Source organism: Singulisphaera sp. GP187 (assembly GCF_900129635.1).
Classification (GTDB): Bacteria; Planctomycetota; Planctomycetia; order Isosphaerales; family Isosphaeraceae; genus Singulisphaera.
Window position 1 is genome coordinate 4837829 of the sequence record NZ_FSRB01000001.1, and the last position, 19390, is coordinate 4857218.

A 19390-nucleotide genomic window follows, 5' to 3' on the forward strand; every position below is an offset into this window, starting at 1 on the left:
CGCAAAGGATCACCGGCTGCCTCGCAAAATCAAGCCATCAATACTTCGGAATCAGCTTGGCGCGTTCTTCGTACTGAGGGTTGTGGTGCCACTCGGTGCGCTGGCAGCCGAGACCACGGCTGAGCTCGTCTTGCGCCAGGTCGGCCCATGGCGTCTTCGGATGCGCCTCGATGACCTGCTTGAGTAGCGCTTGGGCCTGGACGTACTTCTTCTGGGTGTTTTCCTTGGGGGCTTTGCGGTCCGGCGAGTGGTCGATGGCCCATTCGACAACAAGCGACTGGCTCGGCATCGTCTTGGGTTTGGGAGGGGCCTTACCCATCTCGTCGACGCAGGCGCGGTACTCGTAGGCCTTGACCTGGTAGGCGACGACCTGCGCCATCATCAGGTCGTAGTGCGCCTGCCAGCGTTTCAACGGCTCGCGATCGCGGAGCGGCTTGAGAGCCGTGAGCCGATCCTCGATTTTCAAGAGGACGTTGAGCCGCTCGGTCGCGATCTGGTGGGCTTCCTGGCAGGCGGGAACGAGGTCAGCCGGGTTGATCGGGAAGTGCCGGCGGAACGGATAGCCCTTCGTCTCCTGGATGATGGCGAAGAGGGTCCGGCGGAACTCCGACTTGGTCCGCCGCTCACGGTAGGCCAGGCGGTTGTCGTACTCAGGGACGTATTCCTTGAGGGTCTGAATCGAGTACAGCTTCTCGCGCTGACGGACCCGCATGTTCTCTTCGCTGGGGAGCAGGAAGTAGATCCCGCCGGTGTCCTTGGCCAGGCGGGCGAGCTCGTAGGGGGCGAACCCCGACGGCTGCTCTTCCCAGCGCTCGTGCAGACCGTCCCACTGAAGCAACTCGAGGTCGGCGGTTTCCGGGCCTCGGCGAATCCCGGGCCAGTACACATCCTTGGTCACCGGGTCAACGTACTTGAGATGGGCGGTGCTGAAGCCGAAAAGCGACTGCCGACCGATCACGTAGATCGGCACTTTCATGCTGATGGCCGCCTGCCGTGCTTCCTCAACCTTATCGCCATCGTCGCCCGACTCGTCGGTCACCAGCACGATCAGGAGCCGCCGATCCTTCTTGATGATCGGGGAGTACCGCTCGATCACGTCATGGATCGTCTGCATCGTGTTCTCGGTGCCCGAGTCGTCGACGCGGAGATGGTCGATCGCCTTGCCGATCTGGTCGATGTCGAAGGTGGGCTTCTCCAGCTCGAAGTGGGTCTCCTTACCGAACCCGACAATCGCGTGAGTGAGCGGAGCCGCCTGCTTCTTGCTCGTGTCGACGTTGATCTTCAAGGCCGAGGCAACCTGGTCGAACTTCTCGTTGATGGCGCGCTGGTCGTCCTTCATACTCGCCGACTCGTCGAAGAGCCAGACGACCGTCAGCTTGTGCTGCCCGAGATGCCTGAGGATCTCACGAGCGAGTTGGTCGAGCGCCTCGCCGACCCCTTTGGCCTCGAAGGTGATGTCACCGCTGATCATGCCGCCACCGCCGAGGTCGACCCCGAGCTTGGTCGCGGTCGGGATCATGCTCAGGCCCGAGATATTGGCAACGACCTTCACCCCGGGAAGACTCGTTCCCTCACCGATCCCGCGGCCCACCCCGCGCACCTGAGGCGTGGCCGAAGGCGGCCCGGTTCCAATCCCACTGAACCCGCCGCCGCCCCCCTCGCTTGCCGCGGCCGGCGCACCTTCGCTCCCCGCCGCCTGGTCGCTCCGCTGTTCGGCCGGTGTGGCCAGGACGTGGAGTGCTTCCTCCTCCGACCCCTTGCCGGAGACCAAGGCGGAGTTGATGTTGGCGACCGCCTTGCGAACTTCAGTCGAGAACGTCGCCGCCCCCAGAATCGCCAGTACGACCACATGGATCACGAGCGATACGACCCATGACGGCGCGTCGTATCGTTTCTTGCGGCGTTTTTTCTTCTTCGGCTTGGGCTTGGGCGCCTCACCCTGGGCCGGTTGGCCTTGCGCTTGAGGGGGCTCGCCGGCCTGCCCCGCGGCGACAGCATCGGCCGAAGCGGGAGCGGGGGCGGAAGCGGATGACGAGGTCGCGGGCATTGCCGCGGCGGGTGGGGGGGCATGCTCCTCGGTCGGAGGCATGGGGGCCATGGCTGGCGGATTGGAATCCGCCAGGTTATAGAGGCCGTCGCTCGACGAAGAAGTCGGAACGTGGAGAGCCATCACACTTCGTCCTCAAAGCCTTGAGGAGGAGGCTTGCCGCCGATCCCGCAAAAGATCGTGCCGGGCGGCCACCGATCGCCCGGCAGGGATCGGTCCTCAGAGTTTCGGAACCTCAACTGGCTTGGCCATGGTCTTCATCGCCTCTTTCTTGGCCTTGGCGGCGGGGGAGTCCATCTTGGGCCGCTCGATCGGCTTGACGTAGGTCTCGACCCACTTGAAACCAAAGGCATCCTTCAACTCGCGTTTGGCAAGCAGGGCCCAGGGGGTGTTGGGGTGCTCGTCGACGACGCGCTGAAGCAGGTCCTTGGCCTGCTTGGCCGCGGAGGCCGCCTTGTCACTATACCGGATTTCCTCGCTGGGCACGAGTTTCCAGGCGTTCGACGTCTCATTCTTAAACTTGAGGGCGTCCTTCTTCATCGAGGCACACGCCCAATTATACTCGTAGCAGCGGATCTTCATTGCAAGCAGCCGGCCCCGGATCAGGTCGTAGTGCGCCTGCCAGCGCCTCGAGGTCTCACGGTCGCGCATCTTGGCCGCCCGCAGGATCGGCACCAGGGCCTCGTCCACCGCATTGGCCGTCAGCGCGGCTTTCGTCTGGTTGTCGGCCATCACCTCTTTGAACTCAGGGCCGTCGGCCGCGGGGAACGTCAGTGAAGGCTGGGGCCCCATCCGTTGCTGCGTGATCAGCGCCGCTTCGAGCACGGCCTGACGGATCGGGTTCTTGGCCACGGCCGCCTCGTACTGCTGCCGGCTCAGCAAATCGGGCTTGTACTCGCGCATCATAACCGGGTCGAACCCCATCCGGGAGGGACCCATCCGGGTCACGAAGAAGATCCCGCCGGTTGCGCGAGCCAACCGGCTCAGGGCATACGGGCCGAACCCGGAGTCGAGCATATCGTATTGGTAGCCGTCATACCAGAACGGGAGCTTGATCTGTTCGAGGGCCACGCTCTCGGGCCCTTGGCGGACCTCGAGGCCGCGGTAGTGGATCTTGGTCGCGGGGTCGAAATAGTCCATCTTGCCCATCACCCGGCCGAAGATGGCCTGCGAGCCGAGGACGTAGACCGGCACCTTGGCCCGGGAGGCCACGTCGATCGCTTCCTCGAGCCGCGGCTCATCGTCACCGACCTCATCGGTCACGACGATGATCATCGCGTGGTATCGGACGCCCTTGGCATCCTTATAGTTGCCCCAACGGCGGACGATCTCGGCGACGGTTCCGAAGGTGGTCTCGTTGCCGGTCTTATCCAGAGGAACCGAATTGATGGCGCTAACGATCTCGGCCTTGTCGGCAGTGGGGGCAGTGGTCATCGCCTGGCGATCGTTGCCGAAAGCGACGACCGAGGTGAGCAGGCCGCCATCATGGCTCAGGTCCTTGCCGTCGAGCTCGGCGATGTGGCCGTAAATCGTGTCGATCTGCTTGCCAAGCTTCTCGCGTTCCACGGACAGGCTGCCCGAGGCGTCGAACGCCCAGATCACCAGGGTGCGCCCCTTCTCCAGGCGACCGAGAATCTCCTGGGCAATCCGGTCGACGGCCCCATCCACCCCGTCGGCATACTCAGCGCCGTTGCCTTTGATGGACACGGTCTGGCCGAGCATCGTGGCCGTCGGCACCGCGACCCGGGTGGCCTGGCTGACGTCGAGCGAGGCCAGTTGCAGGTTCGATGCCGGCTTCGCCGAGGCCGACTCCATCGGATCAACGTTGACCCCCGGAGGCGCCGAGACGACCGTCGGCGCCAGGTTCGGCGAGAACGATCCCCCGACCGGCGTATTGGTCAGGGGCTTATCCGCCATGTCCAGGTCCTGGAAATCGGCCTTCGATTCCAGCTCGCCGAGCACGGTGTGCTCCTCGACCCGGCTCTGAAACTCGCGATGCACCTCATGCTGGACCGCGAGCCCCGCCATGCCTAAACCGAGCATGAGCACCGCGTGAACGCCCACACTCACCAGGATCGCGGGGACCTCAATGTCCAGCCGCCCCCCCACCCAGCGCGAGGCTTGCGGGTAACGCCGGTCGAGCCCACGCAGAAAGGCGCGAAAGCCAGTCTCTTGACTCGCAACCTCAACCTCGGCGTCTGAACCGACCGGCTCGCTCGGCCTGGGCCGAGCGCGAGCGACCATCTGTTCCCGGACTGCGGCTCGGATCCCCACGGTTCTCATCTCCCCAGGACTCCCCACCCCCTCGACGTGGTGGAACCAAGTCCTTCATGAGTCGCGCCCCGGGCACCTCCGGCTGGCCTCGCCAACCAGGATCGTCACAAATCAACGATACGTTGATTCCATCCATTATCTTAGCCGCCGCGCCCAGGTCGGGCAATCCGGTTCCCCTCGACTTTTCCGAACCAGGTGAATCAGCGCCCCCGCGAAGGTTTTTTTTGAACAGAACCGACTGTGGGGGACATGACCTTCCTCTAATGATTCCGGCCGTTGGGGAAGGTCCCGAAGTCGGCCTGGTTTGTGCTATTCTGAGCGCACCATGATCCCGGAAATTCGCCCGCTCCGCCCCGATGACCTGCACGAGCTCAGCCGGTTCTTGATCGACGGTTTCCACGCGCCCGACGACGCCGACTTCGCGGCCCCCGACGTCCTGGGCTGGAAATACCTGGATCCGATCCGCGGCGGCGACGCTGCGCCTCGGAGCTTCGTCGCGTGCGCGGAGGGACGGATCGTGGGCCACGTCGGCCTCTGTCCGACGGTCTTCGAGGGGGTTGGCCTGCCCCCGGGCGGGATCGCGACCTTGCATATGGTCGACTGGCTTGGCTCGCGATCCCACCGCTCCGTGGGATCCGCGCTCATGCGACACGCCCATCAAGGGGTCAAAACCCAATACGTCCTCGTCGCCAACGAACGGGCCAGACGCGTGACCGGCAGCGCCGGTTACGCGTCGATGGCCGAGGTCACGGTCTTCCAGAGAGTCCTCCGCGTCGGCTACCGCTGGAGGGCGCCGGGGCTTGGCCCCGGGGCGCGCCTGCTGCGGGTGGGACGGGACGCCGTCCGCAAGCTGCTGAACCCGGGGCGATCGCCTCGGGTCGCGGTCGAGCTCCGCCGGGTGGGGGAATTCGGCCCCGAGATCGACCCGATCCTCGACGACTGGCGGGCGCGCGTGATCCTGACCAGCCGCGCTCCCGAGCGGCTCAACCACGCGTTGCGCTACCCTCGGCCGGGGATGACCGGCTGGCTGCTCGTCGCGGAAGGGGAGACCCGCGGGTTCGCGCTGTTGAACGTCAACCGCCAGGGGACGGTCCGAGCCGGCAAGCTCGTCGAGTGCCTCGTGCAAGGAGAGGACAGCGCCCTCCGGCACGCAGCCGTCACCGCTCTGACGGAAGAGCTCGGACGTCAGGGCGCGGACCTGGCCGTCGGCTTCGCCAGCACTCCCTGGATCGCCGACGCCCTGCGACTCAGCGGGTTCACCCCAGCCCATCACCTGGAATTCACCCTCCGCGATCGGGAAGGCCTGATCCCCAACGGTGTTCCCATCCATCTCTCCTCCTTCGAGGCCGACTACGCCTATTCTTGATCGCAAGAGGCGTGGAACGGGCCGTGCCCACCCCATGGAACGAAGCGCTCCCCTTTGCAAAAGCGGGTGCCATGCCCCCAGATCCTTCCGATCCCGGGCTCCCTGCCCGTATGATCGAGATCCGGGGCGTGACGACCAAGGCGACGGACCTCATCCAGTTTCTGACATGCTCATTCGAAATAAAAGAGAGATCATGGCCCGGGCGTTCAACCACCTCGGCCTGACTCGACTCCTGGAGCGTGCCGCGAGGCGACCGGCCGTCCTGGTCGCGACCTTTCACCGGATCGGCGTGCCGGCGGAGGGGTCGTTTTACGATGGCGTTTACTCCGCCTCGCCCGAAGCGTTCCGCGCCCAGGTGTGCCACCTCCGGGACCGCTTCCGGCTGATCACGCTTGACGCCTTGGTCACGCTGGCAGGCGCGGGCACGAGCTTCGAGGTTGACCGGCCCACCGCGCTGATCACCTTCGATGATGGTTATCGCGACAACTTCGACGTCGCCTTCCCCATCCTCCGGGAGTTGGCCGCTCCGGCGACCTTCTTCATTCCGACCGGCTTCTTTTCCCAACCGCACGTCCCCTGGTGGGACCACGTCGCCCACGTCCTGAAGCGAACCGACCAGGCGCGGATTACACTCGACTGGCCCGAGCCGCTCGCGATCAACCTCGAGCCGACCGCGCGGGGGGCCGCGCGGGGGGCCGCGCGGGGGGCCGCGCGGGGGGCCGCGCGGGGGGCCGCGCGGGGGGCCGCGCGGGGGGCCGCGCGGGGGGCCGCGCGGGGGGCCGCGCGGGGGGCCGCGCGGGGGGCCGCGATCGCGGCGGTCGTGCAGCTCTATCTCGACGGTAAGGTGAGCGACGAGGCTCGGTTTCGCGCACATCTTGAGGAACGAGCCGAAGTCGTCGTGGACGACAGCACCTTGGGGCAGGCCCTGTTCATGACCTGGGACCAGGTCCGCCACCTCGCCGACTCGGGAATGACGATCGGCTCGCACGCACACAACCACCGTGCTCTGGCGTCACTCTCCGAGGCCGACCAGCGCCACGAGCTGATCGAATCGAAGCGGATCCTCGAGCGTGAGGTCGGACGTGAAGTCCAAGCGCTCGCCTACCCGTTCGGCTGGGCGGGGACGTTCGACGAGCGAACGCGGCGGCTGGCTCAGGAGGCGGGATACCGCCTGGCCTTCGCATCGACCGAAGGGGTGAACCGGCCGGGCGCGTCGGACCCGTTCGCGCTCCGCCGGCTCAACGTGGGCTACCACGATTCGGCCCCCTTGTTCCGGGCTCGGACGGCCCTGCAAACCTCGTTCGGAACCTCGTTCCTCTAAAACGAGTGAGGACCGGTGTCCGCGGCCCGAGGGAGACCGGTGCGCGGAGTTCTCAGGGCCGGTTGACTCTGGTCCATCCGGCCCGTTACGATCGCGTTCGGTCGGCTCGCGCCGGGGAACGGGGACCGGCCGGATTCGACTCGCCCGGCATTGCCCTCTCATCCCTATCGTGGTGATCGACTCGTGCACATCTTGCTGACCAATGACGACGGCGTGTTCGCCCCGGGCTTACGGGCGTTGCGCAAGGAATTGCAACGGCTGGGGGAAGTGACCGTGATCGCTCCCGCCATGGAGCAGAGCGGGGTCGGTCACTCCATCACGCTTTTGACCCCCTTAGTAGTCAAACAGGTGGATGAGGACGACGGGACGACCCTGGGCTGGATGGTCGAGGGGAGTCCAGCCGACAGTGTGAAACTCGCCATCTGCGAGTTGATGCCCCGCCCCCCGGACCTGATCGTCTCGGGAATCAACGCCGGCTCCAACGCGGGGATCAACGTCCTCTATTCGGGCACGGTGGCCGCGGCGATCGAGGGGGCCTTCTTCAAGATCACCAGTGTCGCCGTCTCGCTCGAGCTGGCCGAGCACTTCGACTATCCGCACGCCGCCCGCCACGCGACACGGGTCATCGAGCGAATCCTGGCGCACAAGCCTCCCAACGGCTCGTTGTTCAACGTGAATCTTCCCGCCCACTCACGCGGCGAGCCCAAGGGGGTCCGCGTCGTGCCGATGGGGGTCGGCCGCTACGGCGAAGGCTTCGAACGCCGGCAAGACCCGCGGGGACGAACCTATTACTGGATGACCTACACCCCCCCGTTCCACCTCGAAGGCCCCGAGACCGACGTCACGAGCCTCTGCGAAGGTTATATCACCGTCACCCCGCTCCACTTCGACCTGACGCGCTACGACCTGATCCCCGAGGTCAGCGGCTGGGACTGGAACGGAGCGACGGCTCCTGCCCCGCCGAGCAGCGATTCATAATCCGTGATAAGTCATTGTCAGGAGAATTTCATCATGTCGTCACAATTGCGAGGCTTCCGCACCGCCCCCCTCGGCGCCTCCTTGCTCCTCCTCTTGCTCACTCCCGGTTGCGAGGAGCCCCGCCACGTCAACACCAACCTCAACGCCCCAGCAGCGGACGCCGCCCCTGTCACCGCCCCAGCGACGGAGCCGGCCCCTGCCCCGGAGATTGTTCAGCCACGTGAGACTCTCGGCAAGCGGACGCAGGACATCCGCAACGCCGAAGACGAGTTAAAAAAAGGGGCGGAGGTCGGTACCACCAAGATCACAGCGAAGGACCCGATCACCCTCCCGGGCAATGCTTATACCACGATCATCGGCCGGACCTCGATCTTGCAGATCGAACACGCCATGAACCTCTACAAGGCCACGAACGACCGCTTCCCCAAGGATTACTCCGAGTTCAAAACCGACATCATCCAGGCCAACAACCTCGCCCTGCCCACGCTCCCTTACCACCAGGAGTACGGCTATGACGAGAAAGAACACAAGCTCATCATCCTGGAATACCCCGACCGCAAGGCCGCGGTCCAGAAACAGAATGACGCCAAATACGGTCGCTAAGCCTCTGGACTTCGATTCAGCCGTATTGCACCGGCCACCCAACGCTCGCCCTGCGGGTGAGCCAGATTTCTGAGGCGAGCGGGGAGTGTGAGCTCCCCGCCTTTATTCATATTCAAAGATTCACTCGCCCGTAAATATGGAATTGAATGGAATTGAATGGAATTGAATGGAATTGAATGGAATTGAATGGAATTGAATGGAATTGCGGGCCGGACGCCCGCGGTCCCAGGGGGGGCGAGCGCTGACTTGCGGGCGGGATTCGCTCACCTGGGACAGGCGAGCGAAATCGCTCGAGCAAATCCCAGCGCAATAAAAAACGCCCCGACCCTTCAATGAAGAAGGATCGGGGCGTTGCTGAAGGATTCCGGCGATCACCGACTTTCGCGCCAAAGGCACTATCATGGGCCTGACGGGCTTAACGGCCGTGTTCGGAATGGGAACGGGTGGGACCCCGTCAGTATGTTCGCCGGAAAAGCACTCGGCAGGCGATCAAGCCTGCCGAGCACGTGTCAGTCGTTCAGATTCGTGTGGTCATCACGCAAGCTCAAACCGCGCGTTTCGATGGGCATGACCAACCGTCTTCGAGTCTCTTCACGACGCGTGGTCCCCGTATTGGATGGGATCCGTCGCCGTGTGATCGATCGAATGCGATCGGTGAATGATGCAACCCTGATTCCAGTCCGATTCGAGTCCCAATCAAGGGAGCCGGCGGACGGATCGGGGTGGTCAAGCGATCGGCTGTTAGGACCGGTCGGCTGCGGCGATCACTCGCCGTGCACTCCCGGCCTATCGACCTGGTCGTCTTCCAGGAGCCTTCGCACTTGCGTGCTGGAAACCTCGTCTTGAAGAGGGCTTCGCGCTTAGATGCCTTCAGCGCTTATCCTTTCCCGACCTAGCTACCCGGCGATGCCCCGAGCGGAACAGCCGGTACACCAGAGGTCGGTCCTCCCCAATCCTCTCGTACTAGGGGAGACCCTTCGCAAGTTTCCTACGCCCACGGCAGATAGGGACCGACCTGTCTCACGACGGTCTGAACCCAGCTCGCGTACCGCTTTCATTGGCGAACAGCCAAACCCTTGGGACCTTCTCCAGCCCCAGGATGCGATGAGCCGACATCGAGGTGCCAAACCTCCCCGCCGCTATGGACGCTCGGGGGAGATCAGCCTGTTATCCCCGGAGTACCTTTTATCTGTTGAGCGACGGCCTTTCCATCCAGCACCGCCGGATCACTAACGCCGACTTTCGTCCCTGCTCGACTGATGGGTCTCGCAGTCAGGCACCCTTCTACGTTTGCGCTCATGTTGCCAGATTGCCGACCTGGCCGAGGGTACCATTGCACTCCTCCGTTACTCTTTGGGAGGAGACCGCCCCAGTCAAACTGCCCGATGAGCATGGTCCCGGTCCGGGCTACGGACCGGTGAGGATCAGAGTCATTTCAGGGTGGTATTTCACCGATGGCTCCCCGACGGCTGGCGCCGCCGGATCACGGCCTCCCACCTATGCTACACAGAAAGGACGCTGACCCAATGCCAACCTGCAGTAAAGGTTCACGGGGTCTTTCCGTCTGACCGCGGGTACGTGGCATCTTCACCACGGCTACAGTTTCACCGGGTCCCTCGTGGAGACAGTGCTCCAGTCGTTACGCCATTCATGCAGGTCGGAACTTACCCGACAAGGAACTTCGCTACCTTAGGACCGTCATAGTTACGGCCGCCGTTTATCGGGGCTTCGGTCGCCAACTTCAGCTTACGCCTCATCGGCTCCCTTAACCTACCGACACCGAGCAGGCGTCAGACTCTATACGTCCTCTTGCGAGTTGGCAGAGTCCTGTGTTTTTGATAAACAGTCGCTAGAGCCGATTCTCTGCGGCTCTCCTTACGGAGAGCACCCCTTATACCGAAGGTACGGGGTCATTTTGCCGAGTTCCTTCACGAGGGTTCTCCCGAACGCCTTCGGATACTCGCCTAGCACACCTGTGTCGGATTGCGGTACGGGCCGGATGGTTCGTCCCGACAGGGCTTTTCGTGGCCGGCTTGGCATCAGGCTTCCAGATCGAATGCTGTCGGCCTTGCGGCACGGGGTATTCTAGCACCCCGACCTGACTGAAACCGGCGTCCTCTGTCGTTCAACCTTACCATCGGGTGGCGGAATATTAACCGTCTGTCCATCGGCTACGCCCTTGGGCCTCGCCTTAGGTCCCGACTGACCCTGGGCGGATTGACCTTCCCCAGGAAACCTTGTGCTTTCGGCGGACAGGCTTCCCACCTGTCTTGTCGTTACTCGTTCCGGCATTCGCACTCGCCCACGCTCCACAGATCGTTTCCATTCTGCTTCGTTGCGGTGGGCGACGCTCTCCTACCATCAGTTTTTAACCTGATCCGCGACTGCGGCACGACGCTTAGTCCCCGTCATTTTCGGCGCGGGATGGCTCGACCGGTAAGCTGTTACGCACTTTTGAAATGATGGCTGCTTCTAAGCCAACATCCCGGCTGTCACCGCGATCCCACTTCCTTTGCCACTGAGCGTCGATTTGGGGGCCTTGGTCGGCGGTCTGGGTTGTTTCCCTTTTGAACGTGAAGCTTATCCCCCACGTTCTGACTCCCGGGGTCCGTCACGCGGTATTCGGAGTTGGGTTTCGGAGGGTAGGCGGGAAGCCCCCCTACCGAATTCCGTCGCTCTACCCCCGCGTGATATGTCCCGAGGCTGGCCCTAAAGCCATTTCGGAGAGAACGAGCTATCTCCAGGTTTGATAAGACTTTCACTCCTCCCCACGGGTCCTCCCCCAGTTTTTCAACACTGGTGGGTTCGGTCCTCCACGACCGGTTAGGGTCGCTTCAACCTGCCCATGGGTAGTTCACCTGGTTTCGCGTCTACTGCACCCGACTATGGCGCCCGATGAAGACTCGCTTTCGCTACGGCTCCCCCCCTGAAGGGGTTAACCTGGGGCCGGATACAGTAACTCGCCGGATCATTATGCAAAAGGCACGCGGTCACGCGGTCCGAAGACATCGCGCTCCCACCGCTTGTAGGCACGGGGTTTCAGGTTCAGTCTCCTCCCCTAATCGGGGTTCTTCCCACCGTTCGGTCGCCCTACTGGGTTCGCTATCGGTCGTCATCGAGTGCTTAGCCTTGCGGGATGGTCCCCGCCGATTCAGGCCGGGTTTCACGTGCCCGACCCTACTCGGGTACCGAAGAGGGGAGGTTGCATCGTCGCTTACGGGGCTATCACCCGCTCTGGCGCTCCGTTCCAGGAGACTTCAGCTGACGCTCACTCATCCCATGTTATCGGCCCCACGACCCCGAGTGGTGTCCCACTCGGTTTAGGCTGATCCCCGTTCGCTCGCCGCTACTGAGGGAGTCTCGGTTGATTTCCTTTCCTCCGGGTACTGAGATGTTTCAGTTCCCCGGGTCTCTACAGGCATTCCAGGATCGACGTTCGTTGGGCAACTCCCCTGGACTTATCGCAGCCTTCCACGCCTGTCTCTCTGATGACGCCTAGGCATCCCCCCCGTGCCCTTAGGAGCTTGACCACGCCGATCCGGACGCCGCGGTTTCCCGAAAGAAACTCGACTGCCGAACTGGCGAGGGGTCAGTCCCCGATCTCTCTTCGATCGAGTGCCCAGCGTCTCGCGACGCAGGAGCCACTCTCACTTGGGTAACGATCCCAATGTGAGGTCGGTTGCTTCGCAGCAAGCGACTCTCACGCATCCGTAAGGGTTCCACTGTATTGTGGAGAGATTCTTCTACTTTGGTCTGCCACGACCACTTCGTTTGCGGTTCTCACTTGCGTGATCTAACCACCGAATTGGAAAAGAGCTGACCGAACCACGACAATCGACTTTCCGACAAAGCCGGAACGCCTCTCGATCGTGATCCGCACTGGCCGCTGGCCAGGGGGTGAGACCGCGTACGGTCCCGCCCCCCACCCAGCAGTGCAAAGCAAACGGAAGAAAGCGAAAGGACCCCTCGGATGAGGGGTCCCCTCTCTGGTCGATCGCGTACGTGTGGTTTGAGAACCTTCGTGGGAAGCCGGCGTAAATACCATCTGATTAAGGAGACGGTGCCGATGCGGCCCTTCTTACAGGACATCACTGACATAAAGTCAGATCTGAACCTGTTCAGAGCCGAGATTTTCTAAGAAAAATCCTTAGAAAGGAGGTGATCCAACCGCAGGTTCCCCTACGGTTACCTTGTTACGACTTAGTCCCCATCACGGGTTTCATCTTCGGCGCCTGCCTTGCGGCTCCGGCGACTTCGGATGCCCCCCGCTTTGGTGGCTTGACGGGCGGTGTGTACAAGGCTCAGGAACACATTCACCGCGGCATGCTGATCCGCGATTACTAGCGATTCCAGCTTCATGCGGGCGGGTTGCAGCCCGCAATCCGAACTGAGGAACGGTTTTTGCGATTAGCGTGACTTTGCAGCCTAGCAACGCTCTGTCCGCCCCATTGTAGTACGTGTGCAGCCCCAAGCATAAGGGCCATGAGGACTTGACGTCATCCCCGCCTTCCTCCGGCTTAACGCCGGCGGTCTGTCTAGAGTTCCCACCATAACGTGCTGGCAACTAGACACAGGGGTTTCGCTCGTTAGGGGACTTAACCCAACACCTCACGGCACGAGCTGACGACAGCCATGCAGCACCTGTGCACGTTGTACCTTGCGGCCTCACCGACGTTTCCGCCGGCTAATCCGTGCATGTCAAGCCTGGGATAAGGTTTTGCGCGTAGCCTCGAATTAAGCCACATACTCCACCGCTTGTGTGAGCCCCCGTCAATTCCTTTGAGTTTCAGCCTTGCGACCATACTCCCCAGGCGGGGTACTTCACGGTTTCCCTACGACAGGGAGCCCATCGGCGAGCCCCCTATCCAGTACCCATCGTTTACGGCCAGGACTACCGGGGTATCTAATCCCGTTCGCTCCCCTGGCTTTCGCGTCTCAGCGTCAGTAGGCATCCAGGACCTCGCTTTCGCCACGGGCGTTCCTTCCGATCTCAACGCATTTCACCGCTCCACCGGAAGTTCCAGGTCCCCCTATGCCCCTCCAGACTCGTCGTATCCGCGCCCCTTCCCCGGTTGAGCCGGGGGATTTCAGCGACAGACGCACGAATCCGCCTACACGCGCTTTAAGCCCAATGATTCCGAATAACGTTCGCACGGTTCGTCTTACCGCGGCTGCTGGCACGAACTTAGCCCGTGCTTCCTCCAGGGATCAATCAAGGCCTTTCGACCCTTTTTCCCCCTCGACAGGAGTTTACAACCCGAAGGCCTTCATCCTCCACGCGGCGTCGCTCGGTCAGGCTTGCGCCCATTGCCGAAGATTCTCGACTGCAGCCTCCCGTAGGAGTCTGGGCAGTGTCTCAGTCCCAGTGTGCCGGGCCACGCTCGCACGCCCGGTAGGCATCGCAGCCTTGGTGGGCCATTACCCCGCCAACAAGCTAATACCACGACAGCCCGTCCCAAGACGCCGAAGCTTTGGCAAAACACCGATGCCGGTGTCGTTGCGTCGCTGGGGATTACCCGCGGTTTCCCGCGGCTATACCCAATCTTGGGGTTGGTTACCGTCGCCTTACTCACCCTTGCGCCACTGGCCTTGCGGCCCGTTCGACTTGCATGCCTAATCCACGCCGCCAACGTTCATTCTGAGCCAGGATCAAACCCTTCGAGATTGGTCGGTTCGTTTGCTCCGAAAAGCAAAAGATCCGGTCCTCACCTTCAAAAGGGTTGAGGAATTTGCTAACTGGTCGCAGCTCGAGTTCACCGGGGCAAGCCCCTGCTCCCTCGTGCTGTTGGCTGTTGGATCCGTCTCCGTCGCGATTCGACCTCCAACCAAACGGGGTCGAGACGACTCAAACGGCTCCACGCCGGCTTCCCTCAAAGGTTCTCTTCAACCACAGAACCACGATCGACCGGATTGTCAAAGAACGAAGTTGCTATCGATGCGATTGGCCGGAGCGACTTGCCTGTGAAGGCGTGTCACGCCGGCCGACCCTACCGACAACATCGCGGCCCGCTGTCTTGGTCGTCGGTTTCCCGCCGCCAGGTCAGCCGGCCGTTTCGTTGTCACCCGTGGTGACACAGGCGACAAGGGAGATAATACCCGGATCCGGCCCGAAGTCAACAACCTTCCCCAAAAAACCGCAGCGACTGCATGAGACGTTCGCAGTTCGCTGCGTGGGGAGCGGAGAGATCACCCCGCTCGGCTCATCGGAAGAAGGCGGCCGCCTCGTTGTAGTACGAGAGGTCGAGAGTCTTGGTGGCGGCGACACCGTCGGCCAGGGTGGTCTCGATGATCTTGGTGCCCGAGAGGGCGACCATGGTGCCGAACCGCTTCTGGAGCACGAGGTTGCCGGCGGCCAGGCCGAACCGGGTCGCGAGGACGCGGTCGTAGGCGCTGGGGGGCCCGCCCCGTTGGAGGTGTCCGAGGACGACGCAGCGGGTCTCGTACCCGGTCTGCTTCTCGATCTGGTCGGCCACCACGTTGCCGACGCCCCCGAGGCGGGCGTGGCCGAAGGCATCGCTCTCGGCTTCGAGGGTGACGATTCCCTTGTCGGGGAACTTGGCCCCTTCCGAGACGACGACGATGCCGTAGTTCTTGCCGCTGGCCCGGCGGCGCTTGAGCACATCGATGAGGTGCGGCATGTCGATCGGCACCTCGGGAACGAGGATATAGTCGGCCGCAACGGCGATTCCCGAGAAGCAGGCGATCCAGCCGGCATGCCGACCCATCGTCTCGACGACCTGGATCCGGCGGTGGCTCTCGGTGGTGGTCCGGAGCCGGTCGACGCATTCGGTGACGATGTTGACGGCGGTGTCGAAGCCGAAGGTGAAGTCGGTGACCATCAGGTCATTGTCGATGGTCTTGGGCACGCCGACGGTCGGCAGGTTGAATTCTTTGTGGAGGCGATGGGCGACCCCCAAGGTGTCGTCGCCGCCGATCGCGACCAAGGCGTCGAGGCCGAGTTCCTTGAAGTTGGCGCGGAGCGCGGGGAGATCGCTCTCGGGGTTCTTGAAGGGATTGGTCCGCGACGAGCCGAGGATCGTGCCACCCTTGGCGATGATGCCGTCGGTCAGCTTGATATCGAGGTCGAGGGTCAACTTCTGGACGAGTCCGCGCCATCCCTCGAGGAGGCCGATGCAGGTACCCCCTTCGTTCGTGACGCGTTGGACGACGGCGCGGATAACGGCGTTGAGACCTGGGCAGTCTCCGCCGCCCGTCAGTAAACCGACTTTCATGAATCGTTCCTAGCTCGTTCTTGGAGCCGGCCACGATTGGGCGTTGGAAACGCGTTGATCCTTGATTTGCTGAGCCATCCTGCGCGTTTTCAGACGCCCGCATGGGACCGGCACGTACGTGACACGTGTCGCAAGTTTTGCAGCGGGCCACTCTGCGTGGGGTCTCCGGGGGCTTCCCATGCGCGAGAATGACCCCCGAAATTACCACAGGATCGGCAGGATGTTCTAGTGGATTTCGGCGCGGACCCGATTCCTGGAGGGTTGCGATCAGCTTGGGCTCGGCCGCGCTTTCTCCGGCATCAGGACCCGTTCGACCCAGGTGGTATCGACCCGGCCCTCGATGAAGTCGCGGTTCCGGAAGATCCGGCGATGCAACGGGATCGTGGTCTGGATCCCCTCGATCACCAGTTCGTCGAGCGCTCGACGCATGGTGGCGATCGCCTCGAGGCGGGTCGGGGCGTGAACGATGAGCTTACCCAGGAGCGAGTCATAGTTGGGCGGGACCGTATAGCCCACTTCCACGTGCGAATCCCAGCGCACACCAGGGCCGCCCGGGACGTTCAGCATCGTGATCTTGCCGGGCGAGGGGCGGAAGTCGTGGTCGGGGTCTTCGGAGTTGATCCGGACTTCCATCGAGTGGCCACGGGTGACGATCTGGTCCTGCGTGAATGGGAGCGGCTCGCCCGAGGCGATCAGGATCTGCTGCTTGACCAGGTCGATGCCGGTGACCATCTCGGTCACCGGGTGCTCGACCTGAATCCGCGCGTTGACTTCGATGAAGTAAAAATTATTATCGGCATCGACGAGGAATTCGCAGGTGCCGGCGTTGACGTAGCCCGCGGCCTTGGCCAAGCGGACGGCGGCTTCCCCCAGCTTGATGCGCACCTCGAGCGGGAGCGAGGCCGGCGCTTCCTCGACGAGCTTTTGATGGCGGCGCTGAAGTGAACAGTCGCGATCCCAGCAGTGGACGATATTGCCGTGGGAGTCGGCCAGGATCTGGACCTCGACGTGGCGGGGCCGATCGATGAACTTCTCGAGGTAGACGCTCGAGTTCTTGAAGGCGGCCTCGGCCTCGTTGCGCGCGCCTTGGAGGGCGGGGATGAGGCTCTCCTCATCGCGGCAGACGCGCATTCCCTTGCCGCCGCCGCCCGCCGCGGCCTTGATCAGCACCGGGTAGCCGATCGAGCGCGCCAGGGTGAGGGCTTCGGCGTTGCTGGAGATCGGCCCGTCGGAGCCGGGAACGCAGGCGACCTGCGCAGCGGCGGCGACGGTCTTCGCCTCGGTCTTCAGGCCCATCTTGCGGATCGACTCGTGAGGCGGTCCGATGAACTCGAAGTTGCAACTTCGGCAGATCTCGGCAAAGTGCGGGTTCTCGCTCAGGAAGCCGTAGCCAGGGTGGATCGCCTGGACGTCGGCCACCTCAGCGGCGGCGATCAGTCGGGGGATATTCAGGTAGCTGTCGGTGCTCGGAGCTTTGCCGATGCAAATCGCGCGGTCGGCAAGCTTCAAGTAGGGGGCGTTGCGGTCCGCCTCCGAGTAGACGGCAACGACCTGGACCCCCAGTTCCTTGCAGGCGCGAATGATCCGCAGCGCGATCTCGCCACGGTTGGCCACCAGGATTCGCTGAAACATTCGGAAGTGCGTCCCGTATTTCGAAGGGCGTCTCACGATGGTCCAGGAAGCCTTGTCCTCGCCCCCAGCGGGAGAGAGACGAGGCTTCCGACCGAGAACCAAAAAAAGGAGAGCCGCTCTTAGGCTGGTTGGACTCGGAACATGGGCTGGCCAAATTCGACCGATTGGCCGTTCTTGACCAGCACTTCGGTAACCTTGCCGCTGAGGCCCGCCGGGATGTCGGTGAAGACCTTCATGGCTTCGATGACGCAGACGGTGCTATCGGGGCGAATGTTCGTCCCGACGGTGACGAACGGCGGCGCATCGGGGGAACTGGAGGCGTAATAGGTGCCCACCATCGGGCTCTTGATCACGGCATCGTCCGACACGGGGGGGGCTGCCGGGGTGGACTCGATCCGGGGCGGAGGGGGGGCGGTGGGCGGTGGAGCGGCGTATAAGCCGGGCGCGGCCGCAGCCGGGACCGGCGTCTCATTCCGCCTCCGTAGGCGAATCTTCGTGGGTCCTTCGACCAGGTCGATGGCCATCAGGTCGTACCGCTTCATCAGTCGGACGAGCTGGTGGATGACGTGGACGTCGAAGGGGGGAGTCGGTTCCGTCGGCTTCTCCGGCATTATTCTGACACTCCGCAAGCGGCACTCTTCGGGCTGGGCTCACGAGACACGGACCGTGTCGAGCGACTTAGGTACGTGGGTCAAGACCTCGCAGCCGTCGGGGGTTACCAGGACGTCGTCCTCGATCCGGATGCCACCCCAGCCGGGCAAATAAATGCCAGGCTCGACGGTGATCACCATGCCGGGTTGGAGCGTGACGCCGGATTCCTTGCGGAGCGCAGGGGCCTCGTGAATGTCCATGCCCAGGCCATGCCCCAGGCCATGGGTAAAAAAACGGCCGAAACCGGCGTCCTCAATGACGGAGCGGGCTTCGGCGTCGACATCTCGGGCCTTGACCCCCGGGCGAATCGCGGCGATCCCGCGCTCTTGAGCCGCCAGGACGGTCCGATAGACTTTCTCAAACTTGGAGCTGACCTTACCGGTGACCAGCACCCTCGTCAAGTCACTTTTATAGGGCGAGGCCGTCGCGCCCCAGTCGACGAGCACGAAATCGGCCTGATCGATCCGCTTTTCCGCGGTCGGTCGCGCGTGCGGGAGGGCCGACCGTTCGCCGACCGCGACGATCGGCGGAAAGCTTGCCGCCGACGCGCCACAGCGCCGCAAGTAACTTTCCAACGCGTCGGCCGTATCCTTCTCGCTCTCCTGGCCGCGGAGGCCCGCTCGGAGCATCGCGAAGGCGCGTTCGGCCATGCGGATCGCCTCGCGGATCTCGGCGACCTCCTCCTTGTCCTTGATCACCCGGAGGTCCTCGACCCGGTTCTTGACCGCGGCGAGCTCCAAGGTGGGCGGAGCCTGCTGCTTCAGGCTCTCGAACTCGGCGACGGTGAGCGCCGAGGGGTCGAAGCCAAGCCGGCGCACCTCAAGTTTTCCCACGGCTTCGGCGATTGCGCCGGTCATCATCTGGCCGACCGGCCGGATGATGAGTTCCAAGCTGGGGCACTCCTGCTTGAGCTGGGTCGTGTAGCGGCCGTCGGAGAGGACGATCGCCCGGTCGCGGGTCAAAAGGAGCGTCGAGTCGTCGCCGGTGAACCCGGTGAGGTAGCGAACGTTGGTCGGCGAGCTGATGAGCAGGGCGTCGATTTGGTCGGCCTTGAAGGCCTTGAGCAACTTTTCACGACGGTGGGGCGTTCGATCCATATCCCGGACTGACCTTCAACGGAGAGGAGCGTTCGATGAGTGGCCCTTTGCTACCAGAGACGGCCGGCGCAGGCAAGGGCGTGGCCTGGTGAAACGGCGGCCGGGGAGTGGTAAGGTGGTCACCTGCTCGTGCTCAAAAGGCCGAGGAACTTGAAATCTCGAATCGTGTCGTCCTAATTTTGAGGGGAG

The 19390-nt window shown here is 63.1% G+C and carries 10 protein-coding genes and 3 rRNA genes; 4 read left to right on the forward strand and 9 right to left on the reverse strand.

What is annotated here, in order from left to right; translation table 11 throughout:
- Window positions 1-37: 37 nt before the first annotated feature.
- Both BUS42_RS18680 and BUS42_RS18685 read right to left on the reverse strand, forming a co-directional pair.
- Window positions 38-2170, reverse strand: a complete 2133-nt coding sequence (locus BUS42_RS18680; protein WP_074308668.1) for a vWA domain-containing protein — start codon at window positions 2168-2170, stop codon at window positions 38-40.
- A 96-nt stretch (window positions 2171-2266) separates the two neighbouring features.
- Window positions 2267-4330: a vWA domain-containing protein gene (locus BUS42_RS18685; RefSeq protein WP_074308670.1), complete on the reverse strand. Its 2064-nt coding sequence runs from the start codon at window positions 4328-4330 to the stop codon at window positions 2267-2269.
- Between the two features lie 316 nt (window positions 4331-4646).
- Here BUS42_RS18685 and BUS42_RS18690 point away from each other — a divergent pair, with 316 nt between their 5' ends.
- From BUS42_RS18690 to BUS42_RS18705, 4 genes are all read left to right on the forward strand, one after another.
- The gene (locus BUS42_RS18690) at window positions 4647-5687 is read left to right on the forward strand and encodes a putative GNAT family N-acetyltransferase (protein WP_074308672.1); all 1041 of its coding nucleotides are present in this window, start codon (window positions 4647-4649) and stop codon (window positions 5685-5687) included.
- A 193-nt stretch (window positions 5688-5880) separates the two neighbouring features.
- Entirely contained in the window at window positions 5881-7008 is a 1128-nt protein-coding gene (locus BUS42_RS18695) for a polysaccharide deacetylase family protein (protein ID WP_083670303.1), read from the forward strand.
- Window positions 7009-7191: 183 nt separating this feature from the next.
- Window positions 7192-7986 carry a 5'/3'-nucleotidase SurE gene (gene surE, locus BUS42_RS18700; RefSeq protein ID WP_074308674.1) on the forward strand — a complete coding sequence of 265 codons (795 nt, stop codon included), beginning with the start codon at window positions 7192-7194 and terminating at the stop codon, window positions 7984-7986.
- A 33-nt stretch (window positions 7987-8019) separates the two neighbouring features.
- Window positions 8020-8589 carry a hypothetical protein gene (locus BUS42_RS18705; RefSeq protein ID WP_074308676.1) on the forward strand — a complete coding sequence of 190 codons (570 nt, stop codon included), beginning with the start codon at window positions 8020-8022 and terminating at the stop codon, window positions 8587-8589.
- A 362-nt stretch (window positions 8590-8951) separates the two neighbouring features.
- On the opposite strand, the gene rrf is transcribed toward BUS42_RS18705, so the two are convergent.
- From rrf to BUS42_RS18740, 7 genes are all read right to left on the reverse strand, one after another.
- Window positions 8952-9060, reverse strand: a 5S ribosomal RNA gene (gene rrf / locus BUS42_RS18710).
- A 251-nt stretch (window positions 9061-9311) separates the two neighbouring features.
- A 23S ribosomal RNA gene (locus BUS42_RS18715) occupies window positions 9312-12119 on the reverse strand.
- Window positions 12120-12740: 621 nt separating this feature from the next.
- A 16S ribosomal RNA gene (locus tag BUS42_RS18720) occupies window positions 12741-14254 on the reverse strand.
- The 16S, 23S and 5S rRNA genes sit together here, the layout of an rRNA operon.
- Window positions 14255-14789: 535 nt before the next feature.
- Entirely contained in the window at window positions 14790-15821 is a 1032-nt protein-coding gene (locus tag BUS42_RS18725) for a 6-phosphofructokinase (protein WP_074308679.1), read from the reverse strand.
- Window positions 15822-16088: 267 nt separating this feature from the next.
- Window positions 16089-17453, reverse strand: coding sequence for an acetyl-CoA carboxylase biotin carboxylase subunit (accC, locus tag BUS42_RS18730; protein ID WP_074308681.1), 1365 nt, complete (start codon window positions 17451-17453; stop codon window positions 16089-16091).
- 119 nt (window positions 17454-17572) lie between these two features.
- Window positions 17573-18064 carry an acetyl-CoA carboxylase biotin carboxyl carrier protein gene (accB, locus tag BUS42_RS18735; RefSeq protein ID WP_074308683.1) on the reverse strand — a complete coding sequence of 164 codons (492 nt, stop codon included), beginning with the start codon at window positions 18062-18064 and terminating at the stop codon, window positions 17573-17575.
- A gap of 39 nt (window positions 18065-18103) precedes the next feature.
- Window positions 18104-19201, reverse strand: coding sequence for a M24 family metallopeptidase (locus BUS42_RS18740; RefSeq protein ID WP_074308685.1), 1098 nt, complete (start codon window positions 19199-19201; stop codon window positions 18104-18106).
- Window positions 19202-19390: the final 189 nt, after the last annotated feature.

What these genes read in the sequence shown, in the direction of transcription:
- BUS42_RS18690 (WP_074308672.1), top strand. Translation starts at nt 4,647, where the DNA reads ATGATCCCGGAAATTCGCCCGCTCCGCCCCGATGACCTGCACGAGCTC.
- BUS42_RS18685 (WP_074308670.1), bottom strand. Translation starts at nt 4,330, where the DNA reads ATGAGAACCGTGGGGATCCGAGCCGCAGTCCGGGAACAGATGGTCGCT.
- BUS42_RS18725 (WP_074308679.1), bottom strand. Translation starts at nt 15,821, where the DNA reads ATGAAAGTCGGTTTACTGACGGGCGGCGGAGACTGCCCAGGTCTCAAC.
- BUS42_RS18705 (WP_074308676.1), top strand. Translation starts at nt 8,020, where the DNA reads ATGTCGTCACAATTGCGAGGCTTCCGCACCGCCCCCCTCGGCGCCTCC.
- BUS42_RS18680 (WP_074308668.1), bottom strand. Translation starts at nt 2,170, where the DNA reads ATGGCTCTCCACGTTCCGACTTCTTCGTCGAGCGACGGCCTCTATAAC.
- accB (WP_074308683.1), bottom strand. Translation starts at nt 18,064, where the DNA reads ATGCCGGAGAAGCCGACGGAACCGACTCCCCCCTTCGACGTCCACGTC.
- BUS42_RS18695 (WP_083670303.1), top strand. Translation starts at nt 5,881, where the DNA reads ATGGCCCGGGCGTTCAACCACCTCGGCCTGACTCGACTCCTGGAGCGT.
- accC (WP_074308681.1), bottom strand. Translation starts at nt 17,453, where the DNA reads ATGTTTCAGCGAATCCTGGTGGCCAACCGTGGCGAGATCGCGCTGCGG.
- BUS42_RS18740 (WP_074308685.1), bottom strand. Translation starts at nt 19,201, where the DNA reads ATGGATCGAACGCCCCACCGTCGTGAAAAGTTGCTCAAGGCCTTCAAG.